13 protein-coding genes and 2 tRNA genes are annotated in these 14,668 nt (G+C 58.6%); 3 read left to right on the forward strand and 12 right to left on the reverse strand.

The genetic code is table 11. The features are described 5' to 3' along the window. Positions 1–87: transfer RNA gene (locus tag KTN04_RS13775), tRNA-Leu, on the forward strand. 145 nt (positions 88–232) lie between these two features. On the opposite strand, the gene KTN04_RS17115 is transcribed toward KTN04_RS13775, so the two are convergent. The 12 genes from KTN04_RS17115 to KTN04_RS13830 form a co-directional block, all read right to left on the reverse strand. Next, a complete protein-coding gene (locus KTN04_RS17115; RefSeq protein WP_256449092.1) occupies positions 233–364 on the reverse strand; it encodes a hypothetical protein in 132 nt (43 codons plus the stop codon). A gap of 274 nt (positions 365–638) precedes the next feature. Next, positions 639–1,832, reverse strand: coding sequence for a hypothetical protein (locus KTN04_RS13780; protein WP_217335819.1), 1,194 nt, complete (start codon positions 1,830–1,832; stop codon positions 639–641). Between the two features lie 10 nt (positions 1,833–1,842). After that, positions 1,843–3,294: a DUF6844 domain-containing protein gene (locus tag KTN04_RS13785; protein WP_217335820.1), complete on the reverse strand. Its 1,452-nt coding sequence runs from the start codon at positions 3,292–3,294 to the stop codon at positions 1,843–1,845. Between the two features lie 18 nt (positions 3,295–3,312). Further along, positions 3,313–3,930 carry a penicillin-binding protein activator LpoB gene (lpoB, locus tag KTN04_RS13790; RefSeq protein ID WP_217335821.1) on the reverse strand — a complete coding sequence of 206 codons (618 nt, stop codon included), beginning with the start codon at positions 3,928–3,930 and terminating at the stop codon, positions 3,313–3,315. After that, complete coding sequence (locus tag KTN04_RS13795) at positions 3,927–4,343, reverse strand: DUF1425 domain-containing protein (RefSeq protein ID WP_217335822.1); 417 nt, start codon at positions 4,341–4,343, stop codon at positions 3,927–3,929. Before KTN04_RS13795 ends, lpoB begins: the two co-directional genes overlap by 4 nt. Before the next feature lie 21 nt (positions 4,344–4,364). Further along, positions 4,365–5,810 carry a COG3014 family protein gene (locus tag KTN04_RS13800; RefSeq protein ID WP_217335823.1) on the reverse strand — a complete coding sequence of 482 codons (1,446 nt, stop codon included), beginning with the start codon at positions 5,808–5,810 and terminating at the stop codon, positions 4,365–4,367. Between the two features lie 548 nt (positions 5,811–6,358). After that, on the reverse strand, positions 6,359–8,452 hold the full coding sequence (locus KTN04_RS13805; RefSeq protein ID WP_217335824.1) for a putative bifunctional diguanylate cyclase/phosphodiesterase: 2,094 nt from the start codon (positions 8,450–8,452) through the stop codon (positions 6,359–6,361). Then, positions 8,452–9,438: a substrate-binding domain-containing protein gene (locus KTN04_RS13810; protein ID WP_217335825.1), complete on the reverse strand. Its 987-nt coding sequence runs from the start codon at positions 9,436–9,438 to the stop codon at positions 8,452–8,454. The genes KTN04_RS13805 and KTN04_RS13810 overlap by 1 nt, the downstream gene beginning before the upstream one ends. A gap of 171 nt (positions 9,439–9,609) precedes the next feature. Beyond that, a tRNA-Phe gene (locus KTN04_RS13815) sits at positions 9,610–9,685 on the reverse strand. A 53-nt stretch (positions 9,686–9,738) separates the two neighbouring features. Further along, positions 9,739–10,011: an oxidative damage protection protein gene (locus KTN04_RS13820; RefSeq protein ID WP_217335826.1), complete on the reverse strand. Its 273-nt coding sequence runs from the start codon at positions 10,009–10,011 to the stop codon at positions 9,739–9,741. Continuing rightward, a complete protein-coding gene (gene mutY / locus KTN04_RS13825) occupies positions 10,008–11,072 on the reverse strand; it encodes an A/G-specific adenine glycosylase (protein WP_217335827.1) in 1,065 nt (354 codons plus the stop codon). Before mutY ends, KTN04_RS13820 begins: the two co-directional genes overlap by 4 nt. Then, complete coding sequence (locus KTN04_RS13830; protein WP_217335828.1) at positions 11,069–13,225, reverse strand: AsmA family protein; 2,157 nt, start codon at positions 13,223–13,225, stop codon at positions 11,069–11,071. Before KTN04_RS13830 ends, mutY begins: the two co-directional genes overlap by 4 nt. A 149-nt stretch (positions 13,226–13,374) precedes the next feature. Here KTN04_RS13830 and hisB point away from each other — a divergent pair, with 149 nt between their 5' ends. Next, positions 13,375–13,968, forward strand: a complete 594-nt coding sequence (hisB, locus tag KTN04_RS13835; RefSeq protein ID WP_217335829.1) for an imidazoleglycerol-phosphate dehydratase HisB — start codon at positions 13,375–13,377, stop codon at positions 13,966–13,968. Between the two features lie 3 nt (positions 13,969–13,971). Further along, positions 13,972–14,619: an imidazole glycerol phosphate synthase subunit HisH gene (gene hisH / locus KTN04_RS13840; protein ID WP_217335830.1), complete on the forward strand. Its 648-nt coding sequence runs from the start codon at positions 13,972–13,974 to the stop codon at positions 14,617–14,619. Positions 14,620–14,668: the final 49 nt, after the last annotated feature.

Consider the following 14,668-nt stretch of genomic DNA (forward strand, 5'->3'; position numbering starts at 1 on the left):
GCAGATGTGGTGGAATTGGTAGACACGCTAGCTTCAGGTGCTAGTGCCTTCACGGGCGTGGGAGTTCGAGTCTCCCCATCTGCACCATCCTTGGTTCGTCCCGAATCAGGACGCATTTCCCAAAAGCAGTCGGAATACAGTACACCCTAAAGGGTGTTTTTGTGTTTGTATTATTGGGCCCCGGCAGGCGGCTGCTGTGCTGTACGCGCTTTTAATCACAGCGCGGCCGCGTTCACTGGGTCATCAACAGATACAGCTGCATCAGCGCCGGAAAGATGGCAACCAGCAACCCTCCGACAACCATGGCAATAGACGGTACAACGCCGATGACTTCGTAGTCCTGGTCTTCGTGTGTATGGCTCATCGTGGCAATCCTCGTATGCTTGGGTCATGGCAGTGGTTTTATCTGCCTCTGTCTGTTTGTGCTTATGCTTGAGAGATAGCAAAGGCAGTGCCAATAGGATTAAGCCTTTAATAAACAAAGCCTTGTAATGTATTTGTCGGTTGTCCGGTCAGCGGTTGCCGGATGTGCAATGCCATATCTGTCATGGATTGGGATAATAGCTGCCATATGTGGCATGGGATCGATACAAAAAAGGTGGCCGTAGCCACCTTGTTCACAACGGGCGAAGTCTGCCTCAGCGGCGGACAATAAAATCGGTCTCGATCAGCTCGGCATCGCCGTCCACCACCTTGGCATAGGTGGTTTTGGCGCTGACTCGCACGACCTTGATCCGGGCGATCTTCTCCTCCAATTGTCCCAACGATTCGTTGGTGTAGGGATCGAACATCTCTTCACCGAGGAAGTACACATCCAGCAGGTCGCCCTTCTTCAGTGTTTTGCCGCCCTGGTTGAGCACTACGGTCTTGCCTTTGATCGCGACCACCCGCATCGGGTAGATGTTGGCCAGTGCTTTCTGCGCCAGCTGCTCGGCGAGTGTGGCCGTGATCCCGGTTTGGGATGAGCCATACTTTTTCAGCATGGCACGAATATCGCCATCGCTGAATTTCAGGCTGATCGAGTCCGACCACTTGACCTGACGGGTCGCCGCCAGAATGATCTTGTAGTCCAGCCGGGCGCTGCCGCTATAGCTGACAATCGTTTCACCGGTCAACTGCAGCGTCTTGACGTGCCGGGTACTGCGCATGCTGCGAATATTGCCCACGACTATGTAATCGGCCCCCAGTACGTTGCCGGTTTTGGCCTTTTCCGCCAAAGCCGCATCGTCACTTAGCCAGAGTGCTTTTTCCTGCTGGAACTCGGCACCGAATTCACGGTCCAGCACATTCATGCGGCGGGACTGGGTGAATTGATCCAGGATGCGGTTGCGCAGCTCGGACTCCACCTTGGCAGCCTCGGTGCGATCGCCGAGCAGCGAAAAGCTGCCCTTGTCACTGTGGAACGGCATGACCGCCAAGGTGCGACGGCTGTCAGCCGGTAGGCCCGGCTTGTCGTACTTGAGTACATGAACGGTCACATCGGCGCGGAAGCTACCGTCAGCCTCCTGCTCAACCGAATGTATGTCGTAGCGTGATACCAGCCCCCGGGTCTTCAGGCGCAGATCGCCACGCTGGGCCACTTCGAAGGAGCGGCTGAACGCTTCGCCGTCCTGAGTGCTGAGGCTGCTGCGGCCGGACAGGGTGCGCATGATTTCGTTACTGTCGATGCTTACCCCGGTTGCCTGTCGCAGCCCCTGTACCAGGGCATCGCTGATCGCCTGGTTGCGGTTGCTGCCATAGCCCTCCGCATCCACGACCTGCTCGGCAGCAACGCTGAAGCAGGTCCATGCCAGAGCGGTCAGCGCCACCAGTGTTTGCAGTAGTGATCGCATGGTTCCGTCCTTAGAAATCGTCGGCTGACATCAAGTCACGGCTCTGAGTTGCACCGGCGTTACCGTTGCTGCCATTGCGCTCCCGAGTCTGTGCCTGCTCAGTCCGCTTGGGCCTGAAGTCACGCATGTCGCGGGCGTTCTGTTCTGATACCGGGTGCCAGACATAGACCACACCGTTGATTTCGTTGCCATGCTGCGGATGTTTGGCGGTCCAGCGCATCAGCTGGCGGGTTCCGGGCAGATCGGAGATGCTGCCACGAGCGGAGATTTCGTTGTTGATCGCCTTGACCATCTCGATGCGTGTTTCTTCCGACTCCATCACGCCATCCTGTTCGGTACGCACCACGCCGTCGGTCACATTCATGCTCTTGCGGCTGGAACTCAACTCAGCGTTGCCGACTGAATTCAGCAGGTAAGCAAAGTTGGCATAGGCATCAGCCTTGGCGTACATGAAGGCACCCTTGCGGGCATTCATCTGACGGTTGAAATCGGTGCCGTTGTAGCCAGTACCCGCCTGGCCAAAGGACACCAGCACCGGGTAGCCGTTCTCATCGAACATTTTGCGAATACCGAACTCGTGGATCAGCGCGGCCTTGTTGCTGCTGAAGCGTTCCCGCAGGGAGGGGCCACCGACCTTTTTCGGGTTGGGCGCCATATCGCCTTTACTCTGCTTCATGTCGTACACGAACTGGCGCATCTTGTCGGATGCCACCACGATTACGGCGATGGCATGGCGGCCCTGGGCATCATTGGCCTCAAAGGTTTTGACCGGTATCAGGCCGGTCAGGCTGGCGCGGGCGCGGGTCGAAACCTGTTCGCTGATGGAGTTTTCAAACAGGCGGGCGCGTTTTTCCGGCGGTGCAGCATTGAATTCGTCCGGGTCGATACCCAGCTCGCTGAGCTGCTTATCCAGCTTGCCACCCGCCAAAGCGACAGCCTTGTTCAACACCTCCTCCAGCTTGTTGGAGCTTTGCAGTTCCTGCGGTGAAAAACGGGGCATTTGGCTCTTGTCTTCGAAGAACTTGTTGACCGTTTCGGCCCGGGTACTGATGCCTTCAAACTCGATGAACTGCGCCTGGGCGTTCATCAGTGCTTCCTTGTAAGCCATCAGGCGGTGATCGGCCCAGTCTGTCGCATCTGGGGTGACTTTGACAAAGGCGGTGCCTTCAGTCATGAAAATCTCGCCGTTATCGGCACGCTCACTCAACGCCGCACCGGCGTTGTATTTCCACTCTTCAATCTGCTCCATCAGCATCATGCCGGGGTCTAGCGGCGCGGGTTCAGCGGCATCCGCCATCGCAATCTCCACGGCTTCAGCCTGGACTGGAGCCTGTGCTACAGCGGTTGTAGCTATGGCCTGATGATCGCCCACCGGTGCAGCTGTGCCGTCCTGTGCCTGAACGCCCGGGGCCAGACTGCCAAGCGCCAGAGCCAGCGCGGTCTTTTTAAACAGAGTTGTCATGAATCGTCTTCCTTTACGTTACCAGGAGGTTCCCTTGGCGCTGCCCAGTTTGCGAATCGGTGTTTCGCCTTCCCAAATAGCCAGTCCGTTGGCCAGGTCGGTCAGCGTCAACTGAAAATAGTATTCGACCAGCTGCTGATTGCCATCAACACGGTTGTTGCGCTGGATGATCTTGCCGGACAGGCTCATGTTCGGTGCTGCCAGGCGCTGACGCACCAGTGTGGAACGATCCACTTTGCGTGACTGGCTCAGCTCGCCGTATGCCTGGGTCATTCGGTCTTCGGCACCGTTGAGGCCGATGGCGGTTGTGGTGAGTACTTTGCCGCTGCGCAGCAGGTCAACGCGGATCTTCTTCACCAGCTGGTCGGTATCGATGCGTTGCATGGTATCGTTGAGCACGGTCGAGACCACCATGATGTTCTTCTTGCCGTCACTACGGTCGACGGCACCGGATGTCAGCATCGACTGCACGGCGTCCGAGGCCGCCTGAGCAAAGTCGCTGCCGCTGAGGCCCATGGTCACGGGCTGATCAACGGCGCCCGGTGTCAGCAGTTGGGTTTTAGGGGTGCAGCCGGTGGCCAGGCCAAAGGCGGTGCTCACCGCCAATACCTTGATCAGGGTGTTGCGTGTACTCATCCGTCAATTCCTTGTGTCGAGTGTGTGGGGGCTGTGCGAGGATCGAATAGCTGAATGCGGTATCTGACCGCTTTGGGGCTGGGGGCGACACGGTCGATCATTACCGGTTCGGCCGGGCGCAAGGGGTGCTGCTCCCAGCGGCTTGCTAGACCCTTGAGCTCAAAACCATTGGCATCAAACCAGCTGAAGCGATAACGCAACGTCTGTTGCTGATTGCTGCGATTGTACAGGCGTACACCCGCTCTGAGCAGGTCGCTGGAGGCATAACCTTCCTGCACCGCTTCGATCTGGAGGTAGGATTGAGCACGGGGGCCAATCTGCAGCTGGGGATAATCGGTCGGCGGCTGGGGCTGTGTCTGGCAACCCAGCAACGCAAGGGCGGCTGCTGCCAGCACGCCATTACGAATCTGCATGGTTCGTCTCCTTACGAATAATCAGGCGTCAAAGCCTGCCACCTGATATACGGGCTTACTGCCCGGGGCGCTTGCCTTTACATAAATAACAGAAAAACGCGTATCTGGCAGTTCGACTTTCAGCGGTTGTGCCAGTCCGGGGGCGTTCAGTTCCAGTGTGCCGCCGGCCGGTTTGCGCACCCGCAGTACTTGAACTTCTTTCGGCAGGCTGCTCCAGCTGCGGGTATCAGCGCGTGTCGTCGTCGCCTGGTAGACACCTGCCAGCAGGCTGCCGGCCAGCCCCAGCTCTTTTTTGGCCTGGTACTGAATGAACGCCTTGGTCAACGTACTTGCGATGGCTTCAGTGACCTTGAGCGGAAACTCTCTTTTGAATTCGGTCTGGATGACCCTGTCCATACTCGCCAGCAGCTCGGTTTGGCCCAGGCGCTTGCCTCCGGCATGTGCTTCCAGATATGGATAGGCACGGTCGCGTTCCTTTAGTTTGGGGAGTGCAATCTGCGAGTACTCGACCTGGTCATTGAGCAGAAACAACGGCAACGGAATAAGGGTCTCGTCGATGGCCGGTGCTTCGCCGTTCTCGAAGATGACCCATACGGCGGGTCTCAGCTTGTGTTTGCGCCAGGCGCCGGTGCGCAGGTTGCTGATGACCTTGTAGTCGGTGCGCACGGCTGTATTGTCTGGTGCCATGCCGCGTACGCGCCGCAAAGACTGGCGTGCCTTGCCATAATCACTGCGGTCGGCACTTGCCAGCATGAAATAGAGGCCATGCAGGTAATCGGTATAGGGATTGACGAAATCCGGGTAAGCAGCCCACGCATTCAGTTCGGGAAAAGCGTCTGCAATGGCATTACGGGACTCGGATTCACTCTTTTTGAAGTCCAGCTGGGATGTCCGGGCCTGTTCTCCTTCGGTTTGCTGCCGTGTCTCAGCAAGCTTCTGCTTTTGAGCTTCAATCCGGGACTTGAATGCTTCCTCGGCCCGGCGCTGGCGGTCTGCGGCACGGTTGAATTCAATGCGGGCATTCTGCAGATCGTGCAGGAAGATGCTGTTCAAGGCCTTGTAAGTGTTGACCATGACGCCGTCATAGACGGTTGGAGCGTAGCGATTCAGATTGTTGTTGACCAGGGTGGCGGTCACCTTTTCCAGCCCCTTGCGACCGATATTTTCGGTGTCTTCGGCCTTCATCATTGTTTCGGCGTGGTCAAATACCTTGTTGCTGTAGTCGAACTGGCCGCTGGCGCTGAGTGCAGTACCGGCTTGCAGCGACCACATCAGGTTGCCGCCCTCTCCTTCGGCATCAATGCCGCCTGATTTCAGGGCAAATCGGGCGGCGTTCTGATAATTGCCTTGTGCGTATTGCTGGTTGAAATCTTCGAGGTTCTGTTTGCTTGACAGGGTCTGGCACCCTGCGAGGAGTACAGCCCCGGATATGATCAGCCCTCTCGCGAGGGTGGACGGGTTTCGCATAGATCTCTCCTTGTCTCCATGAAACCGCTTCTTGATGTGCGCTGATTGAACAGCGGGCGTCCAAATCTACCACCTTGGAGGCAAGCATCAAATCTATTGGGCTGCGTCATGCAAGATATGTGGATATAGCAGAAACATGAACCTGCCGGTAAACATATCCACATGACTTTATGCACAAGTCGAAAGAGTGCGATGCCAGCCCGCCATTGTGAATATTGTGACGTCGAGAGATGTGCTCGACTTCAACTGTGTACTGTCTGTAGACAACCTGTTTTATCCCATCAATTGGTTAAAAAACAACCTGTTTTTCAGATGCCTTCTGTCACGGGCTCTGCAGCGGTGTGTGCTGACCTTCTGCAATGGTTATGCACAGATTGGTGCAGAGAGGATGGGGATAGAAATGAAAGATCTTTATCCACAAGCCGTTCTGGTGGACAACGGGATTGTCTCGAGACTGTACCGCATCCATAATCTTATTGGCCCTGTGCATAAAGTATGTATGGAAAGATAGCCGTCTTCGGTGGCACAGCCAGCGGATGTATGGCGTTTCAGGAAGGCTGCAACTGGTCTGCCTGTCGTGTGGTATGAGACGAGTCGGACATGAGCACCTCGGCGCCGTCTGCGGGCAGGGGGCGGGCGTAGTAGTAGCCCTGGATCTGGTGGCAGCCTTCGGACAACAGAAACGCGACCTGTTCTGCGGTTTCCGCGCCTTCGGCAATGATCTCCAGGTTCAGGCTGTTGGCCAGCGCAATGATGGCACGGGTAATGGAGATATCCTCTTCGTCGTGAGGCAGGTCACGGATGAAAGACTGATCGATCTTCAGCTTGGTAATCGGTAGGCGCTTGAGGTAGGACAGTGACGAGTAGCCGGTACCGAAGTCATCCAGTGCAATGCGAATGCCGGCATCGTGAATCTGGCGCAGTACTTCGATGGTAGCTTCCGGCTTGGCCATCAGCTGGCTTTCGGTGACTTCCACCTGCAGCCAGCTGGCCTGACAGCCCGTTTCCGCCAGCAGTTGCTGCAGCGTGTCCAGAAACGCCTGATGCTGGAAGTGGCGCATGGTCAGGTTGACCGAAAGGATGCCGGGGTTCAGCCCCTGGCGGTACCACTGGGCAAACCGTGTCATGGCCTGGCGAATGATGCACAGATCAAGCTGGTGGATCAGGCCGGTGCTTTCGGCCAGCGGAATGAAGCGTGCCGGCGAGATCATGCCCTGGGTGGGATGATGCCAGCGCGCCAGAGCTTCGAATCCGAGCAGTTGTCCGGTTGCTGCATCGACCTGAGCCTGAAAATAGGGTGTCAATTCACCCTGTTCCAGCCCGGTACGCAGCTGGGTCTCCAGTGACAGGCGCTCCAGTGCCTGCTCGGTCAGATCGTGGCTGAAATAGCAGTAGTCACTGCGCCCTTCGCTTTTTGCCTGGTACATGGCGGCGTCGGCCTGCATCAGTAGGTCGTTGACCGTATTGCCATGATCCGGGAACAAACTGATGCCGATACTGCCGCTGATGTACACTTCGGTGCGTTCCACGCGCAGCGGCTGGCTGATGGTGTGCAGAATCTTGCGGGCCGCGGCTGAAACCTGTTCCACACTGTTCTGGCCCTCCAGCAGAATGGTGAACTCGTCGCCGCCTTGACGGGCGAGGGTGTCTTCCGCGCGCAGAATGCCCCGCAGGCGCTCGGTGATGATATTGAGCACCTTGTCGCCGGCGGTGTGGCCAAGCGAATCATTGATGGTCTTGAAGTGGTCCAGATCCAGAAACAGCACGGCGACCTTCTGGTGATGACGGACGGCGTGGGCAATGGCGTGGCCTAGACGGTCATTAAACAGCGTGCGGTTGGCCAGCCCGGTCAGGGCATCGTGATGCGCCATATAGTCCAGGGCATCCTTCTGTTCCTGCAGATCCAGCCTGGAAGCGCGAATGGAGGTAATCATGGTATTGATGCTGTGGGCCAGAGTACGGACTTCTCGCGGTCCCTGGTCCGGAACCGTGTTAACGGGAATACCAGTTTTGTCGGTGTGGCGAATGGTATTGATGATGCGTTCCAGCGGCGCCAGGATAAAGCGGCGGGTCATCAGCAGCAGAGCGAGGACCATCAGCGTGCAGATTACCAGAGTATTGATCAGCGAATCCCGAATAATGGCGGTCATTTTGGCATCAATGGCCGCGCTGGACGCATAGAGCGTGATGCGGCCGATTTCCTCGCCGTTGCGACCGAAAATGGCGGTACTGTCGCGGTAGTAGCACTGCTCCAGATGTTGCCAGTGTTGCGGATCGTTCGGGTTCAGCTCCAGCACCTGGCCGTCGGGGAGACGTAGAAAGCCGCTGGTATAGCTGGGCTGCCCCAGCACGCGGCCCAGATTGTAGTCCTCAACGCGCACGCCGCAGTTGGCATAGAGTTCTACTTCATTGGCCACGACCCGCTCGTATTCACTGGCGGCATAGGCTTCCATCTGGCCGGTGATGTTCTGCCGAATGGTCTCCAGACTTTGGGCGATGCCGGCATGCATGTCTTGGGTGATGCGCTGGCGGGCAGAAAAGTAATCGAAGGCGGCGCTGCTGGCGACCGTCAGAAAGACAGTGGGCAGAATGATGCTGATCAGCAGCAGATAGATGGACGGAGCCTTGTGGGGAGCGGCCATCAGTGTGTGCCCTCCAGCCCCAGTACATTGCGCCGAATGGTCTCGAGATTAACAGCAATGTTGTCAGCCGAAATGGCCAATACCGGCAGCTGCTGCTGGCGTGCCACGTTTTCACCCTGCAAGTGGCGGTGCAGCGTCTCGACGGCCTGCTCCCCCATCAGGAACGGCTGCTGCATGGCTGCCCCGACCAGAGTGCCATTGCGGATAAGGTGGATGAATTCCGGTTCGGCATCAAAGGTCAACAGCAGGATTTCATTGCCCTTGCCGGCGTCATCAATGGCATCCAGCGCGGCCTGGTAGCGATCGGACCCCTGCAGCCAGATGGCACGCAGATTATCAACATCGCGAATCAGTTCACGGGTAAATGTGTAGGTCTCCCGGTAGGAAAAATTGACCTGTTGGCGCAGTGCCGCGTTCTGGATATCAGCTTCATGCAGCGCCTGCAGAAAACCGGCCGTACGCTGCTGGCCGTTCAGGCGTTTCTGGGGAATGGCAATGATGCCGACGCGACCGTTATCCCAGCCGCGCTGCTGCAGGGCTTCAACCAATACCTGTCCGATATGATAAGCACCTTCACGGTTGTTGGCCGAAATAAAGGCAACGTAGCGGTCGGAGTCGGCACCGATATCGGCCACCACGACCGGGATACCCGCCCGGCCGGCCAGCTTGATCAGAGTTGCGCCGGCAGCGGAAGTGGTCGGTGAAATGATCAGCCCGTCCACGTCCGCTTCAAGGACCTTGGCCAGCTGCTCCAGTTCATGCCGGGCACTGTTATCGGCACTGTACACCTGTAACTGATAGCCCAGCGCCGTCGCCTTGTGCTCGATACCGCGTGTCATGATTTGCCAGAAGGGAATGCGATCATCCGAGGTGATGTAGGCCAGGCGTGCCGTATCCTGTTCGGCCAGGGTTGAGCAGGAAAAAAGCAGCAGCAGGACGCTAATGAGCCCGTGGCGTAAACGGCGAAAGGAGGGCTCCATTGTCATGCGACAGGTCTCCATGGAGTCGAGGTCTTGATGCTCCTTAGGTTACCATTATCCGTGCAGGGTTAAAGCGATAAACCGGACTCTGTTGTCGCCTGTCATGGCATGAGGATGGTTCGAGCGGGAGCTGAAAACAAAAAAGCCCCGCATGAGCGAGGCTTTTTTGAAGAATCTTGGTGCCCAGAGACGGAATCGAACCGCCGACACGGGGATTTTCAATCCCCTGCTCTACCGACTGAGCTATCTGGGCAACGGGGGCGTATTAAACCGGAAAGCCCCCCTGGGGTCAAGCCCCTTGCGCAATTATTTTTCCGGCGGGACGTAACCGTCAGCCTTGTCGTATTCTTCGCCGGACAGGAACTTCTCCATTTCCTGCTGCAGATACTTGCGGCTGTCCGGATCCATCAGGTTCAGGTGCTTCTCGTTGATCAGCATGGTCTGATGGTCGGTCCATTCCTGCCAGGCTTTTTTGGACACGTTGTCATAGATTTCCTGACCCAGTTGACCCGGGTAGGGCGCGCGTTCCAGTCCTTCGAGTTCCTGTTGGTACTTGCGGCAAAAAACCGTACGTGTCATGTCTCGTCTCCGGAGTTGCAGCTGGCGTAGCGTTCAAGCAGGCGCTTGACTGGCGCTGCCAGGCCGATATTTGCAGGTTGGTCCACGTTATACCAGAGTGCCGGCGCACCTTCCATGACAGAGTTTGTGGGGTCTTTTGCCGCCACCCGGGCCGGGGTGATGTCCAGGTGATAGTGACTGAAGGTGTGGCGGATCGGTTCCAGCACTTCGGTTGCAGCGTCATCCAGCGTCAGCCCCAGGGCCGCTTCGGCATCGCGCAGGTCGGCCACTTCGGGCAGGCTCCACAGCCCGCCCCAGATGCCACTGGGGGGGCGCTGTTGCAGCAGCACTTCACCGGCATCGTTATGGATCATCAGCATCAGGGTCTGCTTCACCGGCAGGGTCTTTTTCGGCCGGGGCGAGGGCAGGCGGTCGGTCAGGTTCAGGGCTCGGGCCTGACAGTGCGTCTGCAGCGGGCACAGCAGGCAGCTGGGCTTGCTGCGGGTGCACAGGGTGGCGCCCAGATCCATCATCGCCTGGGTGTAATCGCCGACCCGATGATGAGGCGTGTTGCGCTCGGCCCAGCCCCAGAGTTCCTTCATCACGGCTGGGGTACCCGGCCATCCTTCAACGGCGTAAAAGCGGGCCAGCACTCGCTTGACGTTGCCGTCGAGAATGGCGGCACGGTTGCCGGTGGCGATGGAGACGATGGCACCGGCGGTGGAGCGGCCGATACCCGGCAGGGCTTCCATCTCGTCAACGGTGACCGGAAACTCGCCGCCCAGTTCGCGGCTGACGATGCGTGCAGTCTTGTGCAGATTGCGGGCACGGGCATAGTAGCCCAAGCCGGTCCACAGGTGCAGCACCTCGTCCTGCTCGGCATTGGCAAGATCGTGTACCGTGGGGAAACGTTCGATAAAGCGCTCGAAATAGGGGATCACCGTTTTCACCTGGGTCTGCTGCAGCATGATCTCGGAGATCCAAGTGAAGTAGGCGGTCTTTTCGGCCTGCCAGGGTAGATCGTGACGGCCGTGCCGGTCAAACCACGCCAGCACGGCACCGTGAAACTGTTCAGGTGTCATCGGCCAAACAACCCCTGCAGGACTTTGCCTGCACCGTCTTCACCCAGTTTTTCCTTGAGCTTTTCTTCCAGCTGGGTGCCGACTTTTTCTTCCACCTTACGGCGAGCTTCGGCCTTGAGCAGGTCGCCAATGAAGCGGGTATCCAGGCGGCACAGCTTGGCGGGGTCATCGCTGAACGAGCCGGTACAGTTGACCGGGATCTCGACGCCTTCCAGGCGGTTGTTCACCGAGCAGCTCTGGTTGAACAGGTTGTCTTCGATGGTGGCACCGATGCGGTAATCCAGTGCCCGGGTTGGCAGGTTGATGCGGCCGCTGCCGGCGACGCGCATGGCATCCAGCTTGGCGCTGAGGTCGTTGTTGCTGACCATGCCATTGCGTAGGTTGAAGCTGGCGCTGAGATTGGCAAATGGCGTGGTCTTGTCGACCTGTTCGACATTGAGCCAGAGCGCAGACAGGTTGTTGATACCCTGGCACATGGACTGAGCGGCATCGATCCCCTTGATCAGGCCCTCGGACATATTCAGGCTGGCGCTACCGGTGAGTGAGTTGACCCAGGCGTGAACTGACTGGCCCCGCAGGTTCAGGTCGGCACGGGCGCTGAACGTGCCGGCCAGGCTGTCATTGTTGGCCAGGGTCTTGAGCAGCGGTGCCATGGCCAGCTGGGTCACCTGCAGGGCGATGTGCAGCTGCACCGGTGTTTGGCGAGCGTCCAGGCGTGCCGTGGCCTGAATTTGGCCATCAAAGGCTTGGGTCGAGAAGCGGGTAAGGTGTACCAGGCCGTTGGCGGCACTCACGCTCAGGCCCGGTTGACCCAGGACGATGCCGTTGATCTTCAGGCTGCCCAGGTCCAGGTTGGCGCTGAGATTGAGCGCGCGCAGCGGCGCCACGGGCAGGATTTCATCCTTTGGCCAACCCTGGGCACTGGCCTTGGCAGGGGGCGTGGCTTTGCTGCTGTCGGCCGCAACGGTCGCCGTGGTCGGCGGCAGGTAACGGTCGGCGTCCAGGGCGTTGCCCTTGAGGGTGACGGCAATGGCGCCGGATGCCAATGCCAGGCTGGCGTCACCGTCGAGGCGGGTATCGTCCAGCTGCAGGTTCAGCGGCTTGAACGCCAGGGTACCGGCAGGACCGCCCAGAGTGGCTTCGAATGCCACGGCAGTCAGGGCATCGGGGTCGGCCGTGGCCGGAACCGTCTGCCCCAGGGTGGTGAGCAACTGCTTGAGGTTGAAAGTGTTGCTGTTCAGCCGTCCACTCAGTTCCGGCTGGCTGAAGTTGCGTAATTGCAGCTCGCCGGCAATGGCAACCGGCTCCAGGTTGAGTGCCAGGTTGCGAACATCGACCTGCTGCTCATTGAGACGGGCGTCCACATCCGCATCCAGCGCCAACGTGATCGCTTTGGGCAGTCCGGCGCCCTGAAGAACGTTCAGACGGCTGCTCAGGTCTTCAAGCAGAATGTGGCTGTCGGCAAGGCCCAGGGTCAGGGTGGTCGTCAGGCTGGCGCTGCTGTGCAGCCGCAGCTGTTCGCCGGCAAACTGGCGCAGGGTGGCGTCCAGCTCCAGGGGGAAGGCCTGGCCGATGACGATCTGGCCCGTGGTCAGGTTCAGCTCGCTCAGCTCGACACGGTGGTCTTCGCGTGCATCGGTGTAAGTCAGCGCTGCGTCGCGCACCTCGATTGCCTCGATGTTCAATTTCAGCGGCTTGCGCGCGTCGCCGCTGTCCTGGCCGTCAGCAGCAGGCGTGCCCGCGGACGACGAGCGCGGTGCGACGGAAGCCGCAGGCGTCCAGTTGTTGCTGCCATCGGCAGCCTGAACCATGTTCAGCTGCAGGCGGTCGACCAGCAGGCGGTTCATCTGCAACTCGCCGCCGAGCAACGCCGGGAGGCTGATGGCCACCTCGGCTCGGTTCAGGGTGCCCAGCGCCGGGCGGTCCGGATAGCGTACGCCGACGCGGTTCAGCTCCAGTGCCAGCCAGGGGTACAGCGACCAAGCAATGTTGCCCTCGATGCTTAATTCAATGTCGGCCTGTTCCAGCGCGGCTTGCTGGATACGATCCTTGTAGTCATTGGGATCCAGCAGTGTGACGATGGCCACCAGAACGGCGCCAATCAGGAGCAGTGCACCCAGAAGGAGGGCGAGTATCAGCTTGATCGCTTTCATAAAAGATCCTGTCTTTTCCCTGAACGAGAGACTGACGAGGAGTATAGCGGATCTGCCGGGTGCAATGTCAGGGCGGCGGATGAACCTGCCGTTACGGCGCCGTTGGATGTATAATAACCGTTTTCGTAAACCCCATGGCGGAGAGAGAAATGGCCGAGCGTAAAGCCCAGGTAACCCGCAACACCCTGGAAACCCAGATCACTGTTGCAGTAAATCTTGATGGCACCGGGCAGCTGGATGTGGACACTGGTGTACCTTTTCTGGATCACATGCTGGATCAGATTGCCCGACACGGCTTGATCGATCTGGAGATCAGCGCGATCGGCGACCTGCATATCGACGACCACCACACCGTCGAGGATATCGGTATCACCCTGGGCCAGGCCTTCAAGCAGGCAGTGGGCGATAAGAAGGGAATTCGCCGTTACGGCCATGCCTATGTGCCGCTGGACGAGGCTTTGTCTCGTGTCGTTATCGACTTTTCCGGCCGTCCGGGGCTGGCCATGGATGTCGAGTTTACCCGCGGCCGCGTGGGCAGCTTCGATGTCGACCTGTTCAGCGAGTTCTTCCATGGTTTCGTTAACCATGCCATGGTGACCCTGCACATCGACAACCTGAAGGGCAAGAACACCCACCACCAGGCGGAAACCATCTTCAAGGCCTTTGGCCGCGCCATGCGCATGGCGCTGGAAGTGGATCAGCGTGCGGCCGACATCATGCCGTCCACCAAGGGGTGTCTGTAAGTCATGAGCAGCATTGCAGTAATTGACTACGGCATGGGTAACCTGCACTCGGTCGCCAAGGCGTTGGAACATGTCCAGCCCGGCGTCGAGGTGCGGGTGACCGCCGATCCGGCGTTGGTTCGCAGCGCCGATCGCGTGCTGTTGCCGGGTGTGGGCGCCATTCGCGACTGCATGGCCGAAATTCGTCGTCTGGGCGTGGACGCTGAAGTACGTGAGGCGATCACTTCCGGCAAACCCTTCCTCGGTATTTGCGTCGGCTATCAGGCGCTGATGGAGTTTTCCGAGGAAAACGGTGGCGTGGACTGCCTGGGCGAATTCGAAGGCCGCGTCAATTTCTTCGGCAACGACCTGCGGGATGCTGACGGTGAGCGTCTTAAAGTGCCGCACATGGGCTGGAACCAAGTCTACCGGACCCGCGAGCATCCGCTGTGGGCCAACATCGAAGATGGCAGCCGCTTTTATTTTGTGCACAGTTACCATGTGCAGGCGAAGCAGCGTGATCAGGTCACGGCGACCTGTCACTACGGGGTCGACTTCGATGTGGCCATTGCCCGCGATAACGTGTTCGCGGTGCAGTTCCACCCGGAAAAAAGCCAGAAGGTCGGGCTGCAGTTGCTGCAGAACTTCCTCAACTGGAACGGACGCCCCTGAGCCTGGCCTGTGCTCGAAACCCTTGACTGACTATTCTGGATTTGACTCG

The organism is Marinobacterium weihaiense, from assembly GCF_019061305.1.
Lineage (GTDB): Bacteria > Pseudomonadota > Gammaproteobacteria > Pseudomonadales > Balneatricaceae > Marinobacterium > Marinobacterium weihaiense.

Bases quoted from the DNA above. Each gene is read 5' to 3' on its own strand.
- mutY (WP_217335827.1), bottom strand. From the start codon at position 11,072: ATGACACCTGAACAGTTTCACGGTGCCGTGCTGGCGTGGTTTGACCGG.
- KTN04_RS13800 (WP_217335823.1), bottom strand. From the start codon at position 5,810: ATGCGAAACCCGTCCACCCTCGCGAGAGGGCTGATCATATCCGGGGCT.
- KTN04_RS13810 (WP_217335825.1), bottom strand. From the start codon at position 9,438: ATGACAATGGAGCCCTCCTTTCGCCGTTTACGCCACGGGCTCATTAGC.
- KTN04_RS13780 (WP_217335819.1), bottom strand. From the start codon at position 1,832: ATGCGATCACTACTGCAAACACTGGTGGCGCTGACCGCTCTGGCATGG.
- KTN04_RS13830 (WP_217335828.1), bottom strand. From the start codon at position 13,225: ATGAAAGCGATCAAGCTGATACTCGCCCTCCTTCTGGGTGCACTGCTC.
- KTN04_RS13785 (WP_217335820.1), bottom strand. From the start codon at position 3,294: ATGACAACTCTGTTTAAAAAGACCGCGCTGGCTCTGGCGCTTGGCAGT.
- KTN04_RS13805 (WP_217335824.1), bottom strand. From the start codon at position 8,452: ATGGCCGCTCCCCACAAGGCTCCGTCCATCTATCTGCTGCTGATCAGC.
- hisB (WP_217335829.1), top strand. From the start codon at position 13,375: ATGGCCGAGCGTAAAGCCCAGGTAACCCGCAACACCCTGGAAACCCAG.
- lpoB (WP_217335821.1), bottom strand. From the start codon at position 3,930: ATGAGTACACGCAACACCCTGATCAAGGTATTGGCGGTGAGCACCGCC.
- KTN04_RS13820 (WP_217335826.1), bottom strand. From the start codon at position 10,011: ATGACACGTACGGTTTTTTGCCGCAAGTACCAACAGGAACTCGAAGGA.
- KTN04_RS17115 (WP_256449092.1), bottom strand. From the start codon at position 364: ATGAGCCATACACACGAAGACCAGGACTACGAAGTCATCGGCGTTGTA.
- hisH (WP_217335830.1), top strand. From the start codon at position 13,972: ATGAGCAGCATTGCAGTAATTGACTACGGCATGGGTAACCTGCACTCG.
- KTN04_RS13795 (WP_217335822.1), bottom strand. From the start codon at position 4,343: ATGCAGATTCGTAATGGCGTGCTGGCAGCAGCCGCCCTTGCGTTGCTG.